This is a genomic window from Clostridium mobile, from assembly GCF_018918285.1.
GTDB classification, from domain to species: Bacteria; Bacillota; Clostridia; order Clostridiales; family Clostridiaceae; genus Clostridium_AW; species Clostridium_AW mobile.
Genome location: NZ_JAHLQF010000004.1, coordinates 77,238 through 102,938 on the forward strand (window position 1 = coordinate 77,238; position 25,701 = coordinate 102,938).

Genomic DNA, 25,701 nt, shown 5'->3' on the forward strand with positions numbered 1-25,701 from the left:
CATATACGAGGTGATGAATTAATGAGGGATGTGGAGAGTTTAGTTGATAAAGCTAAAAAGGGAGATAAGTCTTCTTTAGAGGAGTTGATTAAAGCTTTAACCCCTTTAATTATGAAAGAATCATCGAAGGTATACTTAAAAGGCTATGATAGGGAAGATTTAATTCAAATAGGAAATCTATCTCTATTAAAGGCTCTAGATAAATACGATATGAGCAAGAAAAACTTTATTGGATATGCAGCTATGGCAATTAAAAATAATTTTTACTATTTGATAAGAAAGGAATGTAAGGAAAACTATGAGGCAAGCCTAAATAAAGAAATAGGCGAGGATATTTATATAGAGGATACTCTAAAAAGCACAGAGGATATAGAAGAGGATTTTATTAAAAAAGAGGAGTATAAAAATCTATATTCTGCTTTAAAAAAGCTATCCAAAGAAGAAATATATATAATTAACTGGATATATTTTGAGAGAAAAAAATTAAAGGACTATGCCATAAAAAACAATATTTCCTACAACAAAGCTAGATATTTAAAAGATAAAACTATTAAGAAACTTAAGGGGGCTATGATGGATGGATAATTTTACTCTTTTATCAAAGGAAATAATACATATGGACATAAGCATGGGAGCTTTTAAGCTATACAGCATTTTATCAACTTATTGTTACGGAAAAAAGGATAGTTGTTTTCCCTCTCAAAAAACTCTAGCTAATGATATGGGAAAATGCACTAGAACCATTAGAAGATATTTAAGAGAATTAGAGTTTAACAATTTAATTAGAATACAAAGAAGAGGCTCAAACTCAAGCATTTATACATTAGTTAGGAAAACTGAGAAACTTTACATAGATAAATATAACATCATCATAGATAACATAAAAACCAAATCAACTAAAAAAGAAAGTAAAACATATAAATCTAAGTTAGATAGGTTTAGTGACTACCCCCAAAGAAAATATAATTTTTAACTTCTGGAGAAAGCTCTATTAAAAAGAGATGGAGAGATTAAATATAGTGAAGTTTCAGTAATATAAAATTTAAAAACTTCCTCACTTTTTTAAATAGTGCATATGTAATAGTGAAGGGAGTTGATATCATGGCTGCTAGAGCAGACAAGTTCAAAACCAGTTTAATTTTGGAGTACAGCATTGGTCAAAACGAGGATGGAAAGGATATAATCAGAAGACAAAGATTTTCTTCTATTAAAATTGACGCTTTAGATGATGATCTTTTCCAAATAGCTAATGCATTCTCTCCACTATTAGAACATGAGGTTATAGGTCTTAAAAAGCAAGATGATAGCGTAATAATTGATCATTAAAATTAAAGGAGGGGTTTTAGTTGGCTAGAAGTTTAGTTATGACCTTTGTAAACGTAGGTGGTAAAAAATCAAACATCACACTTAATAATGTTAAAGAAAGCTTAACCGCTGAAGAAATCAATAAAGCAATGGATGTAGTCATAGATAAAAATGTATTTCAAACTAAGGACGGAGATTTAGTATCCAAGGACTCAGCTAAAATAGTTGATAGAACAACTAGAGAAATTGATTAAGCATAATCTAAAAACATTTTACTCTTAAGGCAAAGGCCAAAACCCCCTTTGCCTTTATAATTCTATAAACAACAAAAGAGATAACTCTAGATAAAATTTAAGTTAGAGTTATCCCCTATAATCATATTTTGAGTAAGATCTACCTACACGCCTAAGTGAAACTAACTTATTTCTTTACAGAAGGTCCTGTCTTCGGAATATTTTCTGCTATACTTATATCAGCTTCATATAAAGAACCATCAGCAGTTGAAGAAATTAAGGACATCATAGCTTCCACAAAGGTTCTTGTTAAATATCCTGAAGATTTTTGTCCAAGGGATTGCATATTTCCTCTCATTTCAATTAAAACACTTCCTGAACCTGCAATACCATATGAATTTCTAGCTATACCTTCATAAGCTCCGCCATCATATAAGCTAACTTCTGCAAATCCATACTTCTCTAAATCAGTATAAATAACAGAACACATCTTTTTAGATAATTCTACAGCTTCTGGCTTAGCTTTTGGATCTGTAGGCCAAAGTATTGAAGTTTTTATCATATTACCATTTTCCTCATTAATGTAAGTTCCTTGATGATGTAAGTCTATTACCCATTCTGGCTTAATTTCTTTATATGCATTTAATACAGCTACAGCTTCTGGAACTGGATTTGTTGGGTAAGTTTTCCCTCCATCCTTTTTATAGAGAGGACTATCCTCCCAATTCTGCCAATGCCATCTGTTCATGTCATAACCAACACCTTCTACTGCATAATTAACCTTAGGAGCTGTTGGGTCTACATTGTATCTATGCTGTACTTCTGTTCCATCTACATTTACCCTAGGCACAATATAAACGGTTACTTCTTTTAATATGTCCTGAACATTTTTATTCCCTGTAGATAAAAATTTTAGTACTTCTAATGCAGCTTCTGTTCCAAGGGGCTCATTTCCATGCTGTTGGGTTATTATCATAACACTCTTAGATCCATTTCCAACCTTAGCTAGGTATATGTCTTTTCCTTGATTTGACTTCCCAGCTACAGTTAACTCCATAGCTCCCTTTGATGATTTTTCAATTTGTTTTAATGTTTTTGTTAATTCCTCGTAGTTATGTAGGCTGCTTAAATTTACATTTTGAGTTTCAGTTATCCAAGGTCCATTTGGCTTTAATGGCTTCTCCCCTGCATAAATAGTAGCAGAAGTGGCGAGCACCATTGTTAAGCCTAGAGCAGTAATTATTGATATTTTCTTCTTCATAATATTCCTCCTTTTTTAATCATTACTCCTTTATTATAAGTCATAACCAAGTATTATTTTGTCAAAATCCAGAAATAATTTCCAATTATTTTTTGATATTTTTTCTCTATTTAATATATTATTAAAAACATTACATTTGCATTTTAAGACAAATTCTTCCCTCTTTGTGTTTATATAAGGAGGTGATGAAAAGATGAAGGACAGATCACTCTTTGCCTTTATTTTTCATTCAATCATTACCCATTTTACGGAAATTATGCGTTTATATGTTATATATGAAAGTATAATGTATGAAAGGATGGGATTATATTGACAATTGAAACTATGGGGGTTAAGAAATTTTTAAGGAAGGTTGAAAAGGCTGAGAATATATGTGGGAAAATTTTAATCAACACCTTTGAGACTTATATTAAAAGCAAGTATTATAAAAAATGCTATTCTGGTAAAATAAAAAATATTGAGCTTGAAGACGCCACTCAAAATGTATACGTTTACCTTTGGAGGAGCATACCAAATTTTCAAGGAGATAACCTAAAATGCTTTTATAAATTTTGCTATAGGACCATAGATAATTCTTTTAGGCACATGATCACAAAAACTCTAAGAAAATACAAAAATGGTATAACTGTTTTTAGTATCAATGATGAAATATATGAAGGTGTTGAGCGAATAAATACAATAGAGGATAAAACCAACAATGATCACTATGCTGAAATACTACTTCGCCAAACTATAGAAAATTATTTAGCAGGCAAGCTTCCCCCAAGACTAAGAAATTACTTATTAGAACTATTAACAAATGAGGATTTTTGCATTAAAGAATTTGCAGTTAAAAATGACATCACCTACGAAACCGCTAGAAAATTAAAATATAGGTTGCGAAAAAAATTAGTTTTTATGGAGGGAGAATGGAAGATTAGGGTAGATGAATGAAAAAATTTATACACATTTCCATGGAAATTATGCCATATACTTGTAATAGTGATATAATGAATTAGACAGTACAAGACAGCATAAGACAACAGAAGACATCATATTATTACATTAAGGAAGTGAGACCTTTGAAGAAAAGATATAAAGTTTTAATAGCTATATTAATAGCTGTGTTTGTTTTACCTGGATTTTTGAATCCTTCCTATTCAAAAAATCAAAAAGAATTTTCTATTCCAGTGTTAATGTATCATTCTATATCTAAAGATGAAAAAGGATTATTTACAGTGCCAAAGGATACTTTTTATGAGCATATGAAATACCTTAAGGATAATAATTATAAAACATTAACATTAGATGAGCTATATAGTCATTTAACAAATGAAATACCTTTTTCGGACAAGTCTGTAGTCATAACCTTTGACGATGGGTACACTGATAATTATGAAAATGCCTATCCTATATTAAAAGAATTTGGACTTAAGGCTACTATTTTTACTATAACAGATTATATAGACAATAGTTCATATTTTATGAACTCAGACCAATTAAAAGAGTTATCTTTAAATGGAATAGATATAGAAAATCACACCACTGATCATTCGAAATTAGACAAGCTATCAAAAGATGATAGATTAGAAAACTTAAAGAAATCAAAAAATACCATTGAAAAATTATTAGATAAAGAAGTTAACTATATAACATACCCCTTTGGAAGATTCAACAAAGAAGTAATAGAAGACATAAAAGAAGCAGGATACAAAATGGCCTTAACTACAAAAAGAGGATTTGCAAATATAAGTGATGGATTATATGAATTAAGAAGGGTTTTTATAAGTGGCCATATGGGAATAGAAGGGTTTGAAAAAAGAATAATGAATGAATTTGACGAAATGTAAATATTTCTTTTAAAATCAAAAAACCACGCTAAGTTTCTACTTAACGTGGTTTTCATCCGTTGTAATTATATATTTTATTTTTTAAATTATGTATTTTTATATGTTATTTTTATCTAATAAATTGAAAGAGGCTTAGCTAATCCCTAAATAAACATTTTAAAACTCATAGCAAAGTCTTTAGATATTCCATTGTTTAATTTTTTTATAAGTTCAACTGATACTAAAAATCTAATAGTTAGAGCTGATAAAAGGAAAAGAATAATTTTCCCTGAAAGCAAAGGTTTTTCATATGAACTCTTATCTCCTGATTTATCTGGAGATATTGAATATGGTCTAATGAAATTAATCCCTGGTTATTGTTATTCAGATGAGCCCATGTGTCATGGCGGAGAAGGGGCCGCTTATGTAATAGAAGGTAAGGTTCGTCTCTATTTAGCTGAATATGTCTATATACTTAATACAGGTGATAGTATTAGAACTTTCCCTCATATGAACCATAAATGAGAAAATCCCTTTAATGAAAACACAAGCGTTATTTTCGCTGTTACACCACCTTCTTTTTAGTTGGTTTGTATTTTATTTTTCATAAAAATAAAGCAGAGCATTAATTTGCTCTGTTTTTGTACTTGATTATATATTTGTATTGTCATTAATAGATGAATGTCCATGCCTTATTTTTTTCCATTTTTTTATTTTGCCTAATCCTATGTACAACAAAATTCCAAAACAAGCTCCAGCACTATCAATTATTACATCCTTAACTTGGGCTGCCCTGCCGGGTACAAAAATTTGATGCACTTCATCACTTATAGCATAAAGGATACAAATAAGTAAAGCAAAAATTATACTCTTATATCCCTTTACTCCTCTTCTTTTTAAAAAATTTATAGTTAATACTCCAAGTCCTAAATATATAAAAAAATGAGCATTCTTTCTTACTATACGATGAAATTTTATTATATTTAATTGTGTATTAGGTCTTATCTTTTCTATGATTTTTATATTGATATTCGTTATCATTCCACTCAATTCACCAGATTGAACTGCTGGCTGAGATGATAGTTTAAAAATAACTACCATCCAAAAAATAATAGCTATCCATGGTAGAAATTTACGCATTTACTTTACTCCTAATCTTGTTACTATTCTCAAATAACAAGTTATATTGTCGCATTGTTAAGTATAGAGTCTAAATATCTAATATAATTTTATCTTTGCTTTGAAATTATAATTTTCTAGCGAGGTCTGGCCCCTTAGCGAGGCGTAGACGAGCTTACTATTTAGATTATTGAGCTTAATATTTATCTCTCTTTAGTCGCTGCAACTTCAATATCAGATTCTTTACTTAGTTCACTATATTTCTCAAATATCCAAGCATCCCTACACATCTCTACTATTCCTCGTTTAGCTTTCCAGCCTAATTCTTTCGCAGCCTTTGAAACATTGGCATAACATTCAGCAATATCCCCTGGTCTACGATTTATAATTTCATAAGGTACTTCAGTAGCATTTGCTTTTTCAAATACCTTAACAAGCTGTAAAACAGAGGTCCCTTGACCTGTACCTAAATTATATATATGTACACCTTCACTAATGCAATTTAGAGCTGCTACGTGTCCTTCTGCAAGATCCATAACATGAATATAATCCCTTACTCCTGTTCCATCCACTGTTGGATAGTCATTTCCGAAAACATATAATTTTTCTAGTTGTCCTTTAGCTACCTTAGTTATATAAGGCATTAAATTGTTTGGGGTTCCATTAGGTGCTTCACCAATTAATCCGCTTTCATGAGCCCCTACTGGATTGAAGTATCTGAGGAGTGCTGCAGACATATATGGATTCACTTTAACTATATCTGTTATAATTCTTTCACTCATAGCTTTAGTTTCACCATAAGGATTTGTAGTAGGCAATAATTCCATAGTTTCTTTAAAAGGTACAACATTATTTCCATATACTGTAGCTGAGGAACTAAAAACAATTTTTTTTACACCATATTTCTGGCACGCCTTGCAAAGAATCATTGTACTTATTAAATTGTTATAATAGTACTCAAGAGGTTTTTCTATAGATTCACCTACAGCCTTAAGACCAGCAAAATGAATAATTCCATCTATCTGATGAGTAGCAAATATAGTATTTACTGCTATTTCATCGGTAACATCTATTTTGTAAAAAATTATTTTTCCATTTGTTATTTGTTTTATTTTATCTATAGTATCAGCTTTACTGTTACAAAGATTATCTGCAACAATAACTGTATGCCCTGCTTCAATCAAAGCTACACATGTATGTGAGCCTATATATCCGGCTCCGCCGGTTACTAATATGTTCATTCTTTTCCCCTCCTTATATAACCAAACTGTATTATGTATTATTCATTTATTTGTTTTCATAAAAACAGTCAGATTTCTCTGACTGCCTATTCTTTTTTATTCACATTTTGTTCATAATTCCCTGGAGTCTTTACGAAGGAAGACTTTGCCTGATAAAGCTTGCTACTATTCATATGAATCATAGAAATCAGATTTTCACCACATCAGTACCGTTATAGAAATCTTCAACAATACCTACTATTGCTTCAGACACCTGTTCATCAATATACGAATTACTCTTCCCTGTTTCTATCGATTTAATAAATGCAACAATTTCATACCTAATACCTTCTCCATCCAGTTGATAGAAATATCTTTTATTCTGTTCCGGATTTTCATATCGAATCTCAAAATAATCTGTTTTCCACCATGGAGCAGGGACGTAGATATATCCTTGTGTGCCGGACACTACAAGTTCTCCCTCTGATTTTACACCTTTTCCAACTTTGACAGATGCAACTGCATTAGGATAAATAAAATCTATTTTAGTAAATGCATCATACTTTCTCTCTTCCTCTGCTACACATGAAATAATCTGTTTTCTTGCATAATCGATACCAAGCAGCTGAAAAATGGGCAACAAAGCTGTTGGTCCCCAAGCACAAAGACTATTCCATGTTATATCCATCTCATTTCTATCTTCAAAGTTGATTTTTCGCAAGCTTGTACATGTTGCATCAACAGAAACTATTCGACCAATCCGTCCGCTTTTAGCAAGAAGAAGAAGTCGGGAATACGCTGTCGAATATGCTGTCTTTATTGATTCAATCAAAACACAGTTATTTTCTTTTGCAAGTTGAAACAGCTCCCTACATTGTTCAAAACTCATAGCAATGGGGGATTCACAAAGCACGTGCTTTCCTTTTTTGAGTGCATTTCGAATTTGATCATAATGCCTATCCGGATGAGAAATTATGTATAATGCATCAACTTGTTCCACTAATTCATCAAAATTTGGCGTCACACAAGGCAATTGCTTTAGTGCATTCGAAAGATAGCTTAAGTTCTGAGTGCAAATACCAGTAATTTTCACTCCATTCACATAGGTACTTTCTTCGGCAAATTTATCAAGAACTGTTGATTCTCCAACTAATCCCATACGAATTTCACGCTTTTGTGTGCGAATATCACTGCTGGAAACTCCTTGTGTTCTATCCAAATAAACGACCTTGCAATACTCGTTCAAGTAGTCAAATTTTCCAACCCAATCAGAGCCAACTGTGAAAATATCAACGTTTAATCTTCTGATATCATCAATCTTCTGCCCTTCATATTCCTCGACAATTATTTCATCTGCAATACCGATGGAACGAACAGCTTCGATTCGCTCCATCAATGATTGTTGTACATTGATTTTCCCACGTGTTTTGTCAAAGTCATCCGCAGTCACACCAACAATTAAATAATCACCTAGCCCCTTTGCTCTTTCCAACAATCTAATATGACCATAGTGTAACAAGTCATATGTACCATATGTGATGACTTTCGTCATGCTGAACACCTCCACTCATCAAATATAATTACAGCAATCCTCTCCTCTGCATATCCTTCATGGCCTCAACCAATTTAGTGTTATCGTCCTTAGTAAGCGCACCAATATGACCTACTCGAAACAGTTTATCCGCTAACTCTCCACCATTCGGACATACCCAGATTTCATATTCATCCTTGAGAATTGTAAAAATATCATATGCAGATGCATTCAATGGTTGCAATGGTGTCACAGCATTCGACATAGATTCTGAAACAATCTCAAAAGGCATATCCTTGATCTTTTCCCGAAAATCATTTGCAACCATAGCAATCTTATTTATTTCGCTCTCTACACCACCAGCTTCATCTATTTCTTTCAGCCTTGCATTAATCTGGCGCAGTATACCCACAGCAGGTGTAAAAGGTGTTTGTCCACGTTCTCCATTCTTCAGTGCACTCTTCAAATCAAAGTACATACACTTAGCAGAATTCTTATTAACTCGATTAACTGCTCTAGGTGAAAGTACAATAACAGAAATTCCTGGTGGGCAAGCTAATGCTTTCTGAGAGCCAGTAATCATCACATCGACATTCAGTGCTTTCATATTAAAAGGATCCGCTAGGAATGAGCTAATTGCATCTACCACTAAAAACAGACTATTACGTTTGCAAAAATCGTTGATCATTTCTATATCATAATGAACACCAGTTGAGGTTTCATGGACATTCACAATAAAACCGGTATAGTCTTGACTCTCATACGGCTGAAGCATCTCTGCTGTCAGTGCTTTACCGGAATCAATCTTAATTTCGGTAAACGGTACACCATGAATCTGGCACAGCTGGACGAAACGATGCCCAAAGCTACCACCGTTCACTATCAACACTTTATCATTTTCTGTGAACACGTTCATTACTGTTGCTTCCATAGAAGCCGTACCAGAACCCGTGATAAATACAACTCGTGCATCATCATCAGCCTTTGCAAATTTCTTTACAAGTTTTTCATTTTCCAACATCACAGCTGAAAATTCTGGTGTTCTAAAATAAGGAACCTGTTCATAGCCAATTGCCCTGACTGCTTCATTTGACTGAACAGGACCTACTGTAAAATTCTGCATAGTTATTACCTACCTTTTATCTCCATAATTTTTGTTTTAGATTCCATACAAATACCTTCTGTCTGTTACCCCAAACATATTTCGCCCACAAAAGTTTAAACGTTGGCTTCTTCGCCCACTTCATACAAAGCGTCTTGTAATCCATCTCCAAAAGATCCTTCATGAACATTTCACGCTGTGGGTTCTGATTGATTGCTTTACACATAGGCGATTGATATTTCAAAGCTGTAGTAAAATCCAACTCATGGCCGTATAGCTCTCGCTGTGCCGAGGCTAAAGCCCGTTTTCCTTTTTTCGTATTGCAAATAATCAGTGATGCACCACCATTTCCCCCATAAAGTTCAGGACAATAAAGATGGACTCCCCACAAATCGCCTAGCGATATATCCGCCACCCGTCCAATAGTAGTAAACGGACATTCATAGCACGCTGGTCTGCTCATAAGATGATTCAGCCAAATAGACCAAAAAGGATTAAACCAACGATCTATTTTGAAGCGATGTCCACTTTCAAGTGATGTATACATCACTTGAAAATCCCATTTCTTACCGTCTTTGTAGCGATAATCTAACACTTTGATCTTTGAACCGTGTTTTAACTGCATCCATTCATCATATTTTCGAACAAAGTGTGGGCTGGGAACACCTTCGCAGATAACTTCAACCGTGAGAAGATTATCCTGATTAGTATTTCCCAGGAACGCTTTTAATCCAGAAATTTGACAGGGAGTTCCTGAAAAGATAACCTTTTTCTCTTCATCCAAAAATTTCCTCGCGTCCTTATAGGCACTTCCAATGCAACTCTGCGAATACTTGGATTTTCGAAAGCGTCCCATATCCGTTTTATCTGTAGTGTAACTGTGGTACACCTTCACTCCATCAGCTACAGCGCCAAAAATAACATAATTTGTGTCACACCATGTATCTACAATCGCTGAGAAAGCTCCCCCGGATGTACTTTCTCTACGTACAGTTTCATTCTTAATATAGCCACCAAAAGCAACCTTTTCCTCTTGTGACTTCAGTGGCATATTCTCATATGGACAGACCTTATTGCACATTCTGCAATTTATACACAAACTCTGATCTACCTGGGGATAACGAAATCCTTCTTCATCTTCAACCATATGTATAGCTCTTTTACTACACACCTGAGCACAAGCTTCGCAGCCAAAGCACCCATTTTTTACACTTGTGTTTAAATAGCTTGCCATCATTTTTCTCCTTAATACGAGTATAAATTATTCACAGCCAGACAATTCGTTCTCTAAAAACTGTATTGATTGATTTCTAGCCTGACTAATTCTATTATGTACATCTAGATAGTCTATTGCCATTGCATCTCTTTCTTCTCCGGTAAAGAGCAGTCTATCAGAAAGCCCCAAAAATCCTAAAAGTTCTATAATCTTTGTATCGCACTGTTCTCGTGAAAAAACATAGAAAGGTCTGCGATATTGAACACTAAAAATCATCCCATGGAATGAGTTTGTAACAATAAACTCCGCATATTTTACCAATGACAAGAACTCTTCTACACCGGCTTCATAGAACATCCTATGTCGCTCCGCATTTGTAGCTCTTAAACTAATTTCAATGATTTTCCATCCATTCTCTGCAGCCATTTTTTCAGCGAACGCTTCCATTTTTGGATTATACCTACGCGCATATAGCAACAAATATTTATCATTTTCTTGCTTAGGAGCAACTATTTTGTCATAATCTTCCGAGGTTAACAACAACGTAGGATCTACTACTTGTTGAACAGGAACTGATGTATGTTCCTGCACATAAGGAACCATTTTACTTTCTCTCAATGCAATAGCTTTAAAATTCTGAAGCCTTTCATTTAAAGTCTTATATGTATCGGTAGTAAAATGAGCATCTCCAAAACTTGCTGCATAAGAAACAGAATATCCATTCTTCATACATGAGTAATTTGCATAGTATCCATCATCAAACCCAAACTCATCAATGCAAAAAATCGTGTCACTGCCACAGATAAAGCCATCCAGTGCCTCATCCTGTACTATTTGGTTAAAATTTTCTGGAATATATTTTTTTGCTGTCCTGCAGAATTTTTCATGATAAAATCTATCAAATTTCTTGTAGTTTTCACGTATAGCCGGTAAACTCAGCTCACACATTTTTCTCGATTCCGTATCTGTGTCCCACATATGTACCATCGGATTAAGAGCATTTTTATCTTTTAAGATTTCAGGGCAATAGTCTACCAAAACTGCCTGCCATCTTCCATTCCCTATTTTATTTACCGCTTGGTGCAAAGCCCAAGATTGTAGAGCAGAACCATAATTAGTAAAATTACAGTGTATATTATAGCTTACTATTCCAAATTTCTTCATTTACACTTCCTCCTATTTCTATTATCTTTTAGTCACGATATTAAGCCCATTGTAGATTTGTTTTCTGTATATAAAAAAAGCTATTGTGATTATTACGATTCCTAAAATAGCATTTATAAACCTTGATGCATTCAAATACACAATAAAAACAATACATGTACCCAATATCAGTAAAACAACCCATCTATATTTCAACTTTATGTCAAGATACTTTTTTAACAACAGAACTCTAGCAATACATACACAAGCAAATCCACAGCTTAAAGCAATGTTTGCTGCATGTATTCCATACATTTTAATCAAAAAATTAATAAGTATAACATTAACAATTGCTCCAATCCCAGTTGAGAAGAACAGAACATCATTCTTCTTTATAGTTGTCATAATACTCCCCAAAAATGAACTGATGCATGTAAAAAATGTTGCCAATAATGCCCCTGGCACTATGGGTTCTGCCAACTCAAATTCCGAACCAATCATGATTGGGAAAATCACTTTAACACACGAGATTATTATCAGTGTTCCAATCCACATTAAACGTAAATACTCGTTAAAAGCTGTAGTATAGAATTTGTCCATTTCTTTCTTGTTACTCCCTGCTTTTGAAAATGATAATTCCTGCCATGCCATTTGGAAACACTGCGTAAAAAGGTTAACCATACTTCCAAACTTATTAGCAATTGCATACAAACCATTATCAGCAGTTGATAATTGGTTTGAAATCACAACCCGATTGTAGCTTGTAAGAAACCAGTATGCTGCAGAGTTAATTGAAAGCGGTAATGAGAATCTTAGCATTTCCCGCAATAAAACCTTGTCAAAATTTCTAAATATGATTAGATCAAATATTTTTGCATCGCTACCGACAATTAATATATTTACAATATTGCCGATACAATATGCAATATACAAATATTGATATCCTCTCTTCAGTACAGCAATGAAAAGAATATTCAGTAAAATTGAAATTATAGTACCGACCAACCCACCAAGTGCATATCCGATATTTTTCCCCTGTGCTCTCGCAATATACCCAACAAACTGCACCATATTCATTGTGAGCCCATATAGCAAAAGTAACCCCTTAAATGGAATATTCATTACTGTACCAAACAAAATAACGGCCAAAGCATATACTATGGATGACGATGTAAATATAAAAAGTCCAATCGTTACAGGCTTTGCTTTTTCTTCATTTGTTTTATAGTCAAACATAAAGCGCATTACTCCACCCCAAATGTCCAAAAATAAGATTGAGCAAAGGAATGTAATGTACGCCGTGTATAAATCGAAATTACCATATTCAGTCGGTGTTAAGTACTTCGTATACAGAGGAAGCATAAGAAAAGAAGTAACTTTTGTTAAAACACTTCCAAGCAAGTATATCCCTGTTGATTTGATAAATTTTCCTAATCCATTCATTAATACCACCTCGTCAATTCCTTTAACGTACTATTGCTTGTTTTTAATATACTTAGTATATGGTTCATCGAGGCTGAAAAACAGCAGATCGTGATCTGTTCTCCTCTTTTCAATTGGCGGTAACTGCATATAATCTCCATACTGATCAGTCAAATAGCCATCAAAATCTTCTGGACATGGCATCATCAAGTCTTCAAACCTGATCTTTTTTGTTTCTAAGAAATAATGGCTTTTGAATACATAATATCCAGCTGCTATACTATATAAACTCTTTTCAAGCGGATACATTCTCAGAATCTCTTCAATTTTCTTAGATGCCCAATTGAACGGCAACAACCACTTAAGTGGATAAATCAAAAAAAATAATATTTTATCGCTTAATTTATTCATACTAAAATAAGGCATACGTCGGTAAAAACTCAATTTACTTAGGACCTTCATCCTGAAATTATTAAATTTTCTTCGTATGCTACCAGAAGGTAGACCATCATAAGGAAAAATATCCACAAATATGCCAGTATATTGATCTGAAAATTTCTCACAATTTTTTTCAACAAATGTAGTCGTATTATCATATACTTTTATATATAACCTATTTGAGTGCTGAAGTTCTTCAAAATCATTCACAGATAAATGCTTGGGCAATTCATGCTTTGCCACTTCCCTAAACTGATCAAAATCTTTCCTAGGCATTCCTATATCTATATCATCATCCCATGGAATAAAACCTTTATGCCGAACGGCTCCTAAGCATGTCCCCCCAACAGCGAAATAACGAAAACCATGCCTTTCACAAATTTCGATTATTGCTCTTAACACATCTAATTCTCTTTTTTGCACAACTCGTAAATTATCTATCTGCATTAATATTTCACCATCTTTCCAATTTGTTTTCATCTTTATAATCAAGAGCTATTCTAATGCTGCCCACTTTTCCTCTTTACCTATTCACATAATAGATTTTAAGACGCCATAAAATTCACTTATAAATTTAGAAAACTTATTATTTTATATTTGAAAATATCAATATACTTAAACCATAATATTTGTTAATTAATATTTCTAAAATACCTTTTAATTTTTTGTGGTTTTTAATTAAATTTATTGCTTCATTAGCTTTTCTATCAACTTTTTGTGAATCGTTTATTACTTTTTTACCAATTTAAAATCCTCAAGCTGACTTTACTTATATAATTTAAGAATTCCTCTTAATTTTAAAAATTGCTCAAGAATATAACTTCTTGATATGCTACTTTCTCTTATCCTATACATAAGTACATTTTAATCCTGCTTCCTTACATATCGATTAATATTAATGTCGAAATTATCTTCATTCCGCAGAATCAATTCATATTCAGGTAAATGTTTTTCCATGAATTTATACAATTTATTGCAAATTCAGGCATTTCTACGCGACCAAACCAATAATAATGAATTTTTGGGGTATCATAGTCTGATTATCCTTAACTACAAATTATTTATACTAAATTTGCTAAGTATAGTAATCCAAAAACTTTATACTTCAATTTATTAGATTTCATAAACTTATATACTACTCTTTTTTCTTTAATCTCACTATTTAGTGTGTTGAACTCATTTTTATCTTTTAAATACTTTAATTTTTTTATTAACGTAACATACATATAGAGTTCAGAATTATGTAGCACTTTAGAATTATAATCTTTATTGAACTGACTTAAACTTTCTGCTACTAGCAAATAATTATCTAATTTTTTGATATTTATATCGCTCATAATAGAGCCTTCTCTTTGCCTGTACATGACAATTACTTCGTCAATATATTTAATTCTCTTAGCAAGGTAATACGCTCTAGGGGTAAACTCCATATCTTCATAAATAATACCTTCATAAAAATGTAAATTTTTTTGCTCTAAAAAGTCTTTTCTGTATAATTTATTCCAAACTACTGACATTATAGATTTTGTTTTAATTCCTAAATCATAAAACTCTATACCATTCATAACTTTATTTTTTATACTTTCAGATCTTTTTTTTCTATAATTTTTAGTTTTATCTTCATAATCATATTCAAAATCTGCTATCACAAAATCTAAATTATTCTTTTCTATCTCGTCATATATCAAAGATAATACTTTATTATTCTTAAGGTAATCATCACTATCTAGAAACATGACATATTTTCCTTTAGAGTTTTTAAATCCTGCGTTTCTAGCACCGCTTAAACCTTTGTTTTTTTGATTAACAAGCACGATTTTATCATTTATATTTTCATATTCTTTTAATATTTCTAAGCTATTATCCGTTGACCCATCATTGACACATACGATTTCATATTGACCTTTAAAATCTTGATCTAACAAAGAATCTATACATTCTTTTAAATATTTTTCTACATTATATACCGGCACAATTATACTTATCTCCATGTTTTATACCTTCTTCTCCTTTTGCATAATTAATCTATTTTGAAAATATTGATCTATAATAAAGAGAACTTGATTCTGTAATCATTAAATAAACTTGGCTGAAATATATTGCTATAGCGAAAAATACAAACATAAATAAAATATTTCTTAATTTTCTTCGTTTAATACTCATTAGCAAAATAGGTATCCCTGAAATTCCAAATACAAAAAAATACATCCCAATTCTATCAAATATAAACGTTGATAATGACATAACATTAAATAAAGTTCCTATCAAATAATAATTAACATCATTGCTATGTTCTAGATTTTTGTTTTCTTTTACTAATAATAATGTTAATATAACGACTATATTTAACAAAACTCCAAATGATAATATACTTATTTCATCGTTTCTGAAGAAATGACTGTTATAATAATGTGAATACATTGGTATTTTACTAGCTACATAATTTATTAGTTTCAAGGCAGCTTTTGTATAGACCAAGACATAGCAGATTATAACACTAATTAAATATCTCCTTTTAGTAAATTTAAACTTAAAAAAATACAAAGGTAATAAAAGCAATATTGAATAGTGAAAACCCGCGCCTAATAAGATAAATGCTAAATATTTCTTGAATTTCTTTTCTGTTATATAAGTACTAGCATAGAAAAATATAGCCACTGCCAATCCTTGCCGCATCAAATTGATAAAAGTCATAGCTGTATTGGAAAAATAGATAAAAAGAGCAAGCAATATATAGATACCTTCTATTTTTCTCTTTTTTAATCCTAAATAAATAAATAAGTTTGTTAAGAACAACATTATGAATGTTAAATAATAAAATTTATCAAAATAGAGTTTTATAATATACATTAATAAAGAATACAGAGGTTCATAAGTAAACGTATTATAATGTATGTTAAAACTATTTTCATAAGAAAAATAGTCTATTCCCACACCGTATCTTAGTCCCAAAGCTACCGTAAAGAATGTTAACAAAACTAGCCCTAATATTTCACTTAGCACCTTATTCTTTTTAGTAATAATACTTAAAAAAAATACATATATCAATAACCCACTAAATATATAGTACATCTATTTATCCACCTTTGCGCAAAATAATTCTGAGTATATATTTTTTAATTTCATCGTCATTTCTTTAATATTATATTTTTCCGCTCTGTAATAACACATTTCTGCTGTTTCTTTATATAAAGTATGATTAATCAAAAGAGAATTTATCATATTCTTGAGTTCTTCTTCATTCTTGAATATAATTCCATACTCTTTCACAACTTCTGACAATCCTGGAATATCACTAACAATAACAGGCTTTCCTGCAGCCATACCTTCCACCGCTGCCAATCCAAATCCTTCCCAATACGATGATAATACTACAATATCTACAGCCTTAAGTATCCTAGGTATATCTTGACGGAAACCTAAAAAATGAACTCTATCTGATATACCAAGCTGATAAGCCAATTCCTTATTGTTATCCATTAATAATCCTTCTCCGACAAGTATTAAATGAACATTATTTGGTAATTGACTTATAGCTTTTATTAAAGAAGATTGATTCTTAGCTTCAGAAAACCTACCAACCATGCAAACAAGCTTAGTTTCTTCATCAATATCATCAGCTAAATCATTTTTCTTATAAGGTAATGCTTTCTTTATTTTTTCAATATCTACTCCATTTTCTATAATAACATGTTTATCTATTTTTTTTCGTTTAGGATCTATCCATTTTATCAAATTATCTTTAGTTTTTTCTGTGATTGAAATAATCATATCATACTTAGAGTATATAAACTTATCTATAGGTTTAAAATAAAATTTCTCGCGTCTCCTATTATGAGTGCTATGCTCTGTAGTTACGAATTTTACATTCTTATTTCTAAGAATTAACCTTGATAGAGCTACCCAATATTGTGTGGGAAAGATATGAGAATGAACAATGTCATAATTACCTCTAACTATATATTTTTTTATTTCAAAAACATTTCTAGGATCATACATGTTATTGTATTTGATAATATCTACTTTTACATATTTTTTGATCAAAGAGTCATAAAAAACATTATTTTTATCTGTTAGCAGTAAAATATCTACTTCTATGCCTTCTACCTGATTCATAAGTGGAATTAAATCTTCAAGAAGCTTTTCTGCTCCACCAGAGCCTAAATTATTTATCAAATGTAATACTTTCACAGTTCCCACCTAACTTTTAACTTTATTTAAATAAATCTTTTCCATATCAGATATAACATTATCAATAGAATAATTTTCTATTTGCTTAAAGTTATTTATAGCTAACTCACTTCTTAATTGGTTATCTGATATTAACTTATCAATATATTTAACAAATCCCTGAACATCATCAGCTTCTACCAAATATCCACCCTTACCATCTTCAATCAAATCAACATTTCCTCTTATCTTTGAACAAATTATCGGAAGCCCTAGAGCCATAGCCTCCATTAAAGCCACAGACAATCCTTCTCTAAATGAAGGAAAAACAAACACATCTGCCGCCTTACTTATTTCTGCTATATCTCGTCTATAACCTAATAACTTAACTTGCTTTTCTAGTCCTAGTCCCTTTATCAAATTTTTTAAATACCCATCTAAGACACCTTGTCCACAAATCACATAATAAACATTAGGATTATTTAGCTTAGCTATAGTCTTTACGACAGTCTCATGATTTTTATTTTTATTAAGTTCTCCTACTGAAAGTACTAAAAAAGCATTCTCTGGTACACCTAACTCTTTACGTTTTGCCTCTTTATCAATAACAACTTCACTAAATTTCTTGATATCAATTCCAACACCAGGAATATACTCAACTCTTCCTACTTTAAATGATTTTTTAACCCTATTATAATCTTCTTTATTAATAGTTATAAGCACATCCGTATATCTAGAAAGCCATCTTTCAATAGGATAAAATAACATCCAATTTTTAATAGGTGCTCCTTTAAGAAAGTGAAATCCATGAGCTGTATAGATAACCTTTGTTCCTTTCCTACGAGCTTTTTTAGCAGCTAATCTTACCAACATAGCTGCTACTGGTGTATGACAATGAATTAAATCAAATGAATTATCATTAATAAGCTTTTTAATTTCTTTATATGCAAGTAAGTTATCCTTAGAAAATGGATTCCTATTAAAATTTATTTCATTGATAATAATATTTTTTTCTTTTAACTCTTTCTTAAATTCTTTAATTCGTTCATTAGAAGTGTTATTACCTATTGTAAAATTTGCTGCAACTTGTACACTATATGATTTATTTAAAATACTAATATCACTCATGCAAAATTGATCTATAGTTGATGCGACTGTGGTAACTACCAAAGCTTTCTTATTTTTTACCTCTACTTTATTCTCCATTTAATCAAAGCTCCAATCAAAATCTTTTATACCTTCATCTGTTTAACTTTATATTGTCCTACTTCTATCTTTATCCCATCTTCAAAAGGCATTGGGTTATATCCAAAATCATTAGTTGCATCTCCATGTGAATAACTCCTGTTTTCACCCATTCTTTGAACTTTTTCAATAACATCAAATTTTCCAATGCTTAGAGCCTTCATAATTCTCGCCGTAAATACTCCTAATCCCATAGGTATATTAACAAAAATAACTTTTTTATTAAGCTCTTGACTTATCAACTTAAGCACATCAATCATCTTAATAGGCTTATCTCCTGAAAGGTCATAAGCTTTCAATTCTGGATTTTTGCTAGAAAACTTCAATACAGTATAATATGCTTTACCTAAATCTCTAGCATTAACTGGTTGAATCAAACTGTTACCTTTATCTATTACAGGTATGATTGGTAATTTATGAATCATCTTAATAAACTTACTCATATTATGGTCACATAAATCTCCATATATCATAGTAGGTCTTAATATTGTAATGTTTATTTTGTAATTACTATCCTTTACAAACTCTATGATTTTTTTCTCTATTTCCTTATATTCTTGGGAAGCATTTTTAAAATTAGAGTAAATTCCAGTTGTGTGTACTAATATAGCTTTTTTAACATTATTCTTAATGGCTGTTTGTACAATTACTGGCGAATGATGAATATTGTAAATATGTATTATTGTATTCACACCAACCATAGCTTTATCAATAAATTCTTTATCATCTAAATTTCCAACAACCTTCTCTATCTTAAGCTGACTATTATCAAGCATTGATGTATCAGATGTTTCTCTAATAATGCAGCGTATAGTTCCTTCATATTTATTTTTAATAAGTTCTTGCAGAAAATATCTGCCGCTATGTCCTGTTATTCCTGTAACTAACAGCATTTATATCCTCCTATATTTTCAATTAACCTACATCGGAACATTCTTACTCTCACTAACACTGCTCCTAGCACTACTACCCCTAGCTCCTTCAAGTACGCCTTCTGCCCTCAATACCTTAAAAGCAGTCAAAACTAATATTTTCATATCAAGTACAAATGATTGATGTTCTAAATAATATCTATCTAACTCCGTCTTTTGAAAGTCATCATTATTGTCTCTTCCATTAACCTGTGCCCATCCAGTGACCCCTGGAAGAATCTTATGTACTCCAGCTTTAGTTCTAAGTTCTTTTAAATTGTATTGATTATATAAAGCTGGCCTTGGTCCAACAAAAGTCATATCACCTTTAATTATATTAATTAATTGTGGTAGCTCATCTAAGCTTGTCTTTCTTAAAACTTTACCAACTGGTGTTATATAACTTTGAGCACTCTGTAATTTATCCGTTGCTACGTTTGGAGTTCCTAATTTCATTGTCCTAAATTTATAAAATTTAAATAATTCATTGTTCTTTCCAATTCTCATTTGAGTAAAAAATACTGGTCCTTTTGAAGTCAATTTTATAATTATTGATATTATTAAAAATACTGGTAATGATATTAATAGAAACAATAAACTAATTAATGCATCAAAAATTCTTCTCATCCACAACATCCCCCCAACTTTAAACACATTCAGTCATAGCTACTTCTGCTTCAAATCTTCTATAAGTAGGAACTATTTCTTCAAGCTTAGAAACAATTTCTTCCCTATCGTCTTTTTCAACTATTTTCCTAAATTCATTAATTTTAACCATTAGAGTATCAAAATCATCAAAGGTTGGTTTGCCAACAAAAATTTTCTTATGTGCAGTTTGATTCAATCCTTCTTCTTCGGTTAAAACTTCTTCATAAAGTTTTTCTCCTGGTCTAAGTCCTATAAATTTAATTTCAATATCTTCATTTGGTATATATCCTGAAAGCCTTATTAAATCGCATGCTAAATCGTATATCTTAACTGGTTTTTCCATATCCAAAACAAATATTTCTCCGCCTTTAGCAAAAACTCCGGCTTGAAGCACTAATTGAGCTGCTTCTGGTATAGTCATAAAAAATCTATTAATATCCTTATGCGTAACTGTAACTGGTCCTCCACTTTTAATTTGATCAATAAATACTGGTATTACAGAACCATTACTTCCCAATACATTCCCAAATCTTACAGCTACAAACTGTGTTTCACTTCTTTTATCCATAGACTGAATAATCATTTCACATACTCTTTTGGTTGCTCCCATTATATTAGTAGGATTAACAGCTTTATCCGTTGATATCATTACAAATCTTTTAACTTTATATTTATCAGCACAATTAACCAAATTTAAAGTACCAAATACATTATTCTTAATAGCTTCACTAGGGTTGTCTTCCATCAATGGTACATGCTTATGTGCAGCTGCATGAAATACTATGTCAGGTCTATGTTTCTTAAAGATTAAATCTAATTTATCCTTGTCCCTAACTGATGCAATAACATATTTTATATTTTCATTTACACCATTTCTCTTAAATTCTTGTTGCAATACATATGCGTTATTCTCATAGTTATCAAGAACTATTATTTCTTTTGGCTTAAATCTTATAATTTGTCTGCATAGTTCTGAACCAATAGATCCTCCACCTCCAGTTACCATAATAATTCTTCCTTCGATATAATCACTAATACCTTCCATATCAAGTTTAACTGAATCTCTTCCTAATAAATCTTCAAAATTTACTTCTCTTATCTTATTTAAGGTAACCTTTCCATCAATGATCTCATATATGCCAGGTATTAATTTGACCTTGCAACCTGTTTCTTTACATATATCTATAATCTCCTTTTTAGTAGCTCCATCTATAGCTGCAATAGCTATCAATATTTCATCAATTGATAAGCTTTTAGCTAATTTAACAATATCATTCCTAGTTCCCATAACTTCTATACCGGCTACACGTGTGCCAACTTTATATTTGTTATCATCAATAAATGCTACTGGAAGATAATTAACTTCACTGCACAACTTCATTTCATTTACAATAATCGTTCCAGCTTTACCTGCACCTATAATCATTACTCTCTTAGAACTACCGGAGTGATGCTTAACTCTAGCATCTAGATATCTTTTAATTATTCTAAAAGACATTCTAAATCCACCAATTAAAAGAATAGTAATCATACCGGATAAAATATTAACACTTAATGGAATCCTCGGTACTAAAGTAAAGCTATATATAATTCCTAATAAGTTTGATAATATACAAGCATTTACTACTAACATAAACTCATCTATACTAGCGTAACTCCATAATCTTTTATAAAGTTTGAAAAAGCAAAATATTAACAAATAAATAATTGTAATTATAATTGCATTATTTTTAAATATTACTAATTCATGTGAAGGTATATTGAAATTAAATCTAAGCCAATATGCCAAAATATAAGACACGTTTATTAATATAATATCTGCTATCATTAATATATATTTTCTTGTGGTTCTTATAGTATCCATTTCTACACCTCCTTGCACCCTCTACCAACAATTGATAAACTTCTCTACATTAATTCTTCTATTAACCTCTCGGTGTAATCTTCCTTCAATTTCCCGCATATCCCTTCCCCCTTAAGACTAAAATAAGCAAACTAAAATATTAACAATCTATGAACATATTACCATTGTATAACATTTATTATATTTCCATAAATTCTATATTTTAATTTTATAACAAAAATATACCATTTATCTTATAATTTCTTCCTTTTTTTTAATATAACTTTAATTTACTATTAAATTCACTGTATTTTTTTGCTTTTTTATTCAATTTTAATTTAATATGAATTAAAATTAAATCTCTATACTGCGTTACTTTTATTATAAATATGTAATCTTCTACATATTTATGCATTTTTCTTGATATATTTTAAATTCACCTAAATTATTAATATGAATTCCTATTCATTTTATTGATATGATTAAATATTCTCATAAAATTATTTATCAATTATTAAATACATTTAAAATTAAATTAAAAGCTATTGAATTTTGAATGTATGTTTTTCTCATATAAATGCTTTAATTAATTAAATCTACCCAAATAAAGTTCTAAAAAACTTTTCTACATTTTTCGCATTTACTGAAAAACTATGAACTTTTTCAAATATAAGTAAATTAGGGTTATTGTAAATAAGAACTAACTATATAGGTTCTGTTCCTCCACTATATATTTAGTTCCTTTATATTTTAAAAATTATGCTCCATCTTTCTAGATAGCAACTTCACCAGATTTATTTTTTCCTTTTTTTCTGTCTCCATCTTTTCCGTAGTAGTATTGATAGTAATATCCATAGTATCCTTTTTCGGATACTTCTAATTTATTTAGAACTATGCCTATTATTTTTGCATTTACTTTATCTAAAAGTTCCTTTGCCTTAATGGCAGCTGCTCTTTCTACTTCTCCTGATGATATTACTAAAAGTGCACCATCTGTAAAACTTGCTATTAGTTGGGCATCTGTAACTGCAATTATTGGTGGAGAATCTATTATGATATATTCATATTCTTCTCTTAACTCATCAATAAACTCCTTCATCTTCTTTGAACTTAAAAGTTCTGATGGGTTTGGAGGTCTTGTACCTGCAGTTAATATATCTAAATTCTCTACCTTAGAATCTTGAACTGCATCTTTAAAGTCAACTTTACCTACTAAAAGGTCTGATATACCTATTTCATTTGATAAACCAAAGGTTTTATGTACTGTAGATTTTCTTTGGTCACAATCTATTAATATAGTTTTACTTCCTGACTGAGCCATAACTATAGCTAAATTAGCAGAGGTGGTGGACTTTCCTTCACCAGGCCCTGAGCTGGTTACCACTATGCTTTGAATTTTTTTGTCAAAGGATGAAAACTGAATATTAGTTCTTAATGTCCTATAAGCCTCAGCTATGGGAGACCTAGGATCTTCTATAGTAATTAAATTTCTACCTTCCATATCATTCACTCCATTTGTTTACTTTTTGAAAAAACTAAAGAAGCTTCTCTTTTCTTTTATTTCTTCAAAATCAAACTCTATATTTTTATCTTCTAATAGAAACTTACAATTCTCTTCTAAATTATCGTAGACTTTAGGACTTATATCCTTTACCCTCTTTAGGGTAGGCAATATGCCTGGACATCTTCTTCCTATTCCATGGGCATCAGAAGCCACAAAATTACAAATTCCATGTTTAATCAGCGTCTCTGATGTCTTTTTAACATCCCCTCCAAATACTCCCCTTATACTTCCTGTGTTTATTTGAAATAAACACCCTTCTTTAATAAAAGCATTAATATTTGAAGGAGTTTCAATTATGTACTTATATCTTTCTGGATGTGCGATTATAGGCACTACCCCGAGAATTCTAATTTCATATATTATATCTAAAATATCCTTAGGCATATTCATCATGGAAAACTCCACTAACATAAACCTACTATTATTTAATCCTTTTATAATTCCTTCTTTATAAAGCTTAGGAGAATATTTGTCTAAAAATACTTCTTGCCCGGGAAATACTTTTATATCCACCTTATTTTTAACAGCTTTTTCATTAATTTTCTCCACATGCTTTAAAACGCTTTCATAATCATTTTCATAATGCCCTCTATAATAATGAGGTGTAGCAATTATGCTATTTATATTTTCTTCCTTAGCCATCTTAAGCATTTCTAATGAAGTTTCTAAGTCCTCTGCTCCATCATCAATGCCCTGAAGAATATGACTATGTATGTCCAACATATTTATCAATCCTTTTTATATAGATTGTTAGATATTTAGTTTTCTGTTTTTGGAATTATCCCAATTACCGGTACACCTAAATATCTTTCCACATCATCTTCTGTTTTTATGGTATTATCCATGTATTCCAAAATAAAGGTCAATCCTATAGATGCCATTAAGCCTACGAAAAATGCTATAGCAACATTTAAAGCTTTTTTAGGCTGTACAGGTTTTTCCGGCACCTTTGCTTTATCTATTATGCTTATATTTCCACCAGTTTTATATACTTCTTTTGATTCTTCAACAAAAGCTTCCGATGCTGCATTAATTATTTTTGCAGCTTCCTCTCCACTTCTATTTTCCGCTTTTATCACAAGTATTTGAGTTCCTTGTTGAGGAGTCACTGTAAGCATTTTTTTGATTTGTTCTGGAGTATACTCTCCTTTTAATTTACTTGAAGTAGCTTCTGCCACTCTATCTGATTTTCCTATTTCTGCATAAGTCTTTATAAGATTTTGATACATTACTACATCATTATTTTGAAGATTTCCCTCCTGTCCCTCAAGCTTACCAACAATTATGCTGGTTTTGGCTTCATAGGTTGGAGCTATTACAAAAAAACTTAATATACCTGATATTAATGTACATACTGCTGTAATGAGTACTATAAGATTAGCCCTTTTTCTTAATATACGAAAAAAGTCCCTCAGGTCTAAGGTTATTTCCTCTTCCACGTCGATTCCTCCTTTTGCTAGTTTAGTAGATGTTTAGATAAATCTATTATCTAAACATCTAAACATCTAAATATCTTAAGAAA

General features: G+C 31.1%; 26 protein-coding genes. 7 read left to right on the forward strand and 19 right to left on the reverse strand.

The window, feature by feature from the left end; translation table 11 throughout:
- The first annotated feature begins 30 nt into the window (after positions 1 to 30).
- The 4 genes from KQI86_RS15630 to KQI86_RS15645 all read left to right on the forward strand — a co-directional run bounded on the left by KQI86_RS15630 (position 31) and on the right by KQI86_RS15645 (position 1,559).
- Complete coding sequence (locus tag KQI86_RS15630; RefSeq protein WP_216440325.1) at positions 31 to 585, forward strand: sigma-70 family RNA polymerase sigma factor; 555 nt, start codon at positions 31 to 33, stop codon at positions 583 to 585.
- The gene (locus tag KQI86_RS15635; RefSeq protein WP_216440326.1) at positions 578 to 973 is read left to right on the forward strand and encodes a helix-turn-helix domain-containing protein; all 396 of its coding nucleotides are present in this window, start codon (positions 578 to 580) and stop codon (positions 971 to 973) included. Before KQI86_RS15630 ends, KQI86_RS15635 begins: the two co-directional genes overlap by 8 nt.
- A gap of 128 nt (positions 974 to 1,101) precedes the next feature.
- Positions 1,102 to 1,326 carry a DUF1659 domain-containing protein gene (locus tag KQI86_RS15640; RefSeq protein WP_216440327.1) on the forward strand — a complete coding sequence of 75 codons (225 nt, stop codon included), beginning with the start codon at positions 1,102 to 1,104 and terminating at the stop codon, positions 1,324 to 1,326.
- A gap of 20 nt (positions 1,327 to 1,346) precedes the next feature.
- Positions 1,347 to 1,559, forward strand: coding sequence for a DUF2922 domain-containing protein (locus KQI86_RS15645; protein ID WP_216440328.1), 213 nt, complete (start codon positions 1,347 to 1,349; stop codon positions 1,557 to 1,559).
- 166 nt (positions 1,560 to 1,725) lie between these two features.
- Here the strand turns inward: KQI86_RS15645 and KQI86_RS15650 are convergent, their stop codons facing one another.
- On the reverse strand, positions 1,726 to 2,799 hold the full coding sequence (locus KQI86_RS15650) for a M14 family metallopeptidase (protein WP_216440329.1): 1,074 nt from the start codon (positions 2,797 to 2,799) through the stop codon (positions 1,726 to 1,728).
- Between the two features lie 309 nt (positions 2,800 to 3,108).
- Between KQI86_RS15650 and KQI86_RS15655 the strand changes: the two genes are divergently transcribed.
- The 3 genes from KQI86_RS15655 to KQI86_RS15665 all read left to right on the forward strand — a co-directional run bounded on the left by KQI86_RS15655 (position 3,109) and on the right by KQI86_RS15665 (position 5,132).
- Positions 3,109 to 3,732 (forward strand): sigma-70 family RNA polymerase sigma factor, encoded by a 624-nt coding sequence (locus KQI86_RS15655; RefSeq protein WP_216440330.1) that lies wholly within the window; start codon positions 3,109 to 3,111, stop codon positions 3,730 to 3,732.
- Between the two features lie 128 nt (positions 3,733 to 3,860).
- Positions 3,861 to 4,628, forward strand: a complete 768-nt coding sequence (locus tag KQI86_RS15660) for a polysaccharide deacetylase family protein (RefSeq protein WP_216440331.1) — start codon at positions 3,861 to 3,863, stop codon at positions 4,626 to 4,628.
- A 189-nt stretch (positions 4,629 to 4,817) separates the two neighbouring features.
- Positions 4,818 to 5,132 carry a cupin domain-containing protein gene (locus tag KQI86_RS15665; protein WP_216440332.1) on the forward strand — a complete coding sequence of 105 codons (315 nt, stop codon included), beginning with the start codon at positions 4,818 to 4,820 and terminating at the stop codon, positions 5,130 to 5,132.
- A gap of 126 nt (positions 5,133 to 5,258) precedes the next feature.
- Here KQI86_RS15665 and KQI86_RS15670 read toward each other — a convergent pair whose 3' ends face one another.
- The 18 genes from KQI86_RS15670 to KQI86_RS15755 form a co-directional block, all read right to left on the reverse strand.
- Positions 5,259 to 5,747, reverse strand: coding sequence for a VanZ family protein (locus KQI86_RS15670; protein ID WP_216440333.1), 489 nt, complete (start codon positions 5,745 to 5,747; stop codon positions 5,259 to 5,261).
- Positions 5,748 to 5,929: 182 nt separating this feature from the next.
- Positions 5,930 to 6,967 carry a UDP-glucose 4-epimerase GalE gene (galE, locus tag KQI86_RS15675; RefSeq protein WP_216440334.1) on the reverse strand — a complete coding sequence of 346 codons (1,038 nt, stop codon included), beginning with the start codon at positions 6,965 to 6,967 and terminating at the stop codon, positions 5,930 to 5,932.
- Positions 6,968 to 7,154: 187 nt separating this feature from the next.
- On the reverse strand, positions 7,155 to 8,498 hold the full coding sequence (locus KQI86_RS15680; protein ID WP_216440335.1) for a Gfo/Idh/MocA family oxidoreductase: 1,344 nt from the start codon (positions 8,496 to 8,498) through the stop codon (positions 7,155 to 7,157).
- 28 nt (positions 8,499 to 8,526) lie between these two features.
- A complete protein-coding gene (locus KQI86_RS15685; protein WP_216440337.1) occupies positions 8,527 to 9,600 on the reverse strand; it encodes a pyridoxal-phosphate-dependent aminotransferase family protein in 1,074 nt (357 codons plus the stop codon).
- 16 nt (positions 9,601 to 9,616) lie between these two features.
- Positions 9,617 to 10,813, reverse strand: coding sequence for a Coenzyme F420 hydrogenase/dehydrogenase, beta subunit C-terminal domain (locus tag KQI86_RS15690; protein ID WP_216440338.1), 1,197 nt, complete (start codon positions 10,811 to 10,813; stop codon positions 9,617 to 9,619).
- A 27-nt stretch (positions 10,814 to 10,840) separates the two neighbouring features.
- Positions 10,841 to 11,959, reverse strand: coding sequence for a polysaccharide pyruvyl transferase family protein (locus tag KQI86_RS15695; protein ID WP_216440339.1), 1,119 nt, complete (start codon positions 11,957 to 11,959; stop codon positions 10,841 to 10,843).
- Between the two features lie 21 nt (positions 11,960 to 11,980).
- On the reverse strand, positions 11,981 to 13,381 hold the full coding sequence (locus KQI86_RS15700; protein ID WP_216440340.1) for a lipopolysaccharide biosynthesis protein: 1,401 nt from the start codon (positions 13,379 to 13,381) through the stop codon (positions 11,981 to 11,983).
- 30 nt (positions 13,382 to 13,411) lie between these two features.
- Positions 13,412 to 14,278 (reverse strand): LicD family protein, encoded by an 867-nt coding sequence (locus KQI86_RS15705; RefSeq protein ID WP_216440341.1) that lies wholly within the window; start codon positions 14,276 to 14,278, stop codon positions 13,412 to 13,414.
- 581 nt (positions 14,279 to 14,859) lie between these two features.
- A complete protein-coding gene (locus KQI86_RS15710) occupies positions 14,860 to 15,789 on the reverse strand; it encodes a glycosyltransferase (protein WP_216440343.1) in 930 nt (309 codons plus the stop codon).
- A gap of 34 nt (positions 15,790 to 15,823) precedes the next feature.
- Positions 15,824 to 16,870 (reverse strand): EpsG family protein, encoded by a 1,047-nt coding sequence (locus tag KQI86_RS15715; RefSeq protein WP_216440344.1) that lies wholly within the window; start codon positions 16,868 to 16,870, stop codon positions 15,824 to 15,826.
- Complete coding sequence (locus KQI86_RS15720) at positions 16,871 to 17,989, reverse strand: glycosyltransferase (protein WP_216440346.1); 1,119 nt, start codon at positions 17,987 to 17,989, stop codon at positions 16,871 to 16,873.
- A 9-nt stretch (positions 17,990 to 17,998) separates the two neighbouring features.
- The gene (locus KQI86_RS15725) at positions 17,999 to 19,174 is read right to left on the reverse strand and encodes a glycosyltransferase family 4 protein (RefSeq protein ID WP_216440348.1); all 1,176 of its coding nucleotides are present in this window, start codon (positions 19,172 to 19,174) and stop codon (positions 17,999 to 18,001) included.
- Positions 19,175 to 19,200: 26 nt separating this feature from the next.
- Positions 19,201 to 20,106, reverse strand: coding sequence for an SDR family oxidoreductase (locus KQI86_RS15730; RefSeq protein WP_216440349.1), 906 nt, complete (start codon positions 20,104 to 20,106; stop codon positions 19,201 to 19,203).
- Positions 20,107 to 20,133: 27 nt separating this feature from the next.
- On the reverse strand, positions 20,134 to 20,751 hold the full coding sequence (locus tag KQI86_RS15735; RefSeq protein WP_216440351.1) for a sugar transferase: 618 nt from the start codon (positions 20,749 to 20,751) through the stop codon (positions 20,134 to 20,136).
- Between the two features lie 19 nt (positions 20,752 to 20,770).
- Positions 20,771 to 22,636, reverse strand: coding sequence for a polysaccharide biosynthesis protein (locus KQI86_RS15740; RefSeq protein WP_216440354.1), 1,866 nt, complete (start codon positions 22,634 to 22,636; stop codon positions 20,771 to 20,773).
- Between the two features lie 751 nt (positions 22,637 to 23,387).
- A complete protein-coding gene (locus KQI86_RS15745) occupies positions 23,388 to 24,116 on the reverse strand; it encodes a CpsD/CapB family tyrosine-protein kinase (protein ID WP_216440356.1) in 729 nt (242 codons plus the stop codon).
- A gap of 18 nt (positions 24,117 to 24,134) precedes the next feature.
- Complete coding sequence (locus KQI86_RS15750) at positions 24,135 to 24,902, reverse strand: tyrosine-protein phosphatase (RefSeq protein ID WP_216440357.1); 768 nt, start codon at positions 24,900 to 24,902, stop codon at positions 24,135 to 24,137.
- A 35-nt stretch (positions 24,903 to 24,937) separates the two neighbouring features.
- Positions 24,938 to 25,618 carry a YveK family protein gene (locus tag KQI86_RS15755; RefSeq protein ID WP_216440359.1) on the reverse strand — a complete coding sequence of 227 codons (681 nt, stop codon included), beginning with the start codon at positions 25,616 to 25,618 and terminating at the stop codon, positions 24,938 to 24,940.
- Positions 25,619 to 25,701 lie beyond the last annotated feature (83 nt).

Bases quoted from the DNA above. Each gene is read 5' to 3' on its own strand.
- KQI86_RS15635 (WP_216440326.1), top strand. From the start codon at position 578: ATGGATAATTTTACTCTTTTATCAAAGGAAATAATACATATGGACATA.
- KQI86_RS15640 (WP_216440327.1), top strand. From the start codon at position 1,102: ATGGCTGCTAGAGCAGACAAGTTCAAAACCAGTTTAATTTTGGAGTAC.
- KQI86_RS15650 (WP_216440329.1), bottom strand. From the start codon at position 2,799: ATGAAGAAGAAAATATCAATAATTACTGCTCTAGGCTTAACAATGGTG.
- KQI86_RS15670 (WP_216440333.1), bottom strand. From the start codon at position 5,747: ATGCGTAAATTTCTACCATGGATAGCTATTATTTTTTGGATGGTAGTT.
- galE (WP_216440334.1), bottom strand. From the start codon at position 6,967: ATGAACATATTAGTAACCGGCGGAGCCGGATATATAGGCTCACATACA.
- KQI86_RS15680 (WP_216440335.1), bottom strand. From the start codon at position 8,498: ATGACGAAAGTCATCACATATGGTACATATGACTTGTTACACTATGGT.
- KQI86_RS15685 (WP_216440337.1), bottom strand. From the start codon at position 9,600: ATGCAGAATTTTACAGTAGGTCCTGTTCAGTCAAATGAAGCAGTCAGG.
- KQI86_RS15690 (WP_216440338.1), bottom strand. From the start codon at position 10,813: ATGGCAAGCTATTTAAACACAAGTGTAAAAAATGGGTGCTTTGGCTGC.
- KQI86_RS15695 (WP_216440339.1), bottom strand. From the start codon at position 11,959: ATGAAGAAATTTGGAATAGTAAGCTATAATATACACTGTAATTTTACT.
- KQI86_RS15700 (WP_216440340.1), bottom strand. From the start codon at position 13,381: ATGAATGGATTAGGAAAATTTATCAAATCAACAGGGATATACTTGCTT.
- KQI86_RS15705 (WP_216440341.1), bottom strand. From the start codon at position 14,278: ATGAAAACAAATTGGAAAGATGGTGAAATATTAATGCAGATAGATAAT.
- KQI86_RS15710 (WP_216440343.1), bottom strand. From the start codon at position 15,789: ATGGAGATAAGTATAATTGTGCCGGTATATAATGTAGAAAAATATTTA.
- KQI86_RS15715 (WP_216440344.1), bottom strand. From the start codon at position 16,870: ATGTACTATATATTTAGTGGGTTATTGATATATGTATTTTTTTTAAGT.
- KQI86_RS15725 (WP_216440348.1), bottom strand. From the start codon at position 19,174: ATGGAGAATAAAGTAGAGGTAAAAAATAAGAAAGCTTTGGTAGTTACC.
- KQI86_RS15730 (WP_216440349.1), bottom strand. From the start codon at position 20,106: ATGCTGTTAGTTACAGGAATAACAGGACATAGCGGCAGATATTTTCTG.
- KQI86_RS15735 (WP_216440351.1), bottom strand. From the start codon at position 20,751: ATGAGAAGAATTTTTGATGCATTAATTAGTTTATTGTTTCTATTAATA.
- KQI86_RS15740 (WP_216440354.1), bottom strand. From the start codon at position 22,636: ATGGATACTATAAGAACCACAAGAAAATATATATTAATGATAGCAGAT.
- KQI86_RS15745 (WP_216440356.1), bottom strand. From the start codon at position 24,116: ATGGAAGGTAGAAATTTAATTACTATAGAAGATCCTAGGTCTCCCATA.
- KQI86_RS15750 (WP_216440357.1), bottom strand. From the start codon at position 24,902: ATGTTGGACATACATAGTCATATTCTTCAGGGCATTGATGATGGAGCA.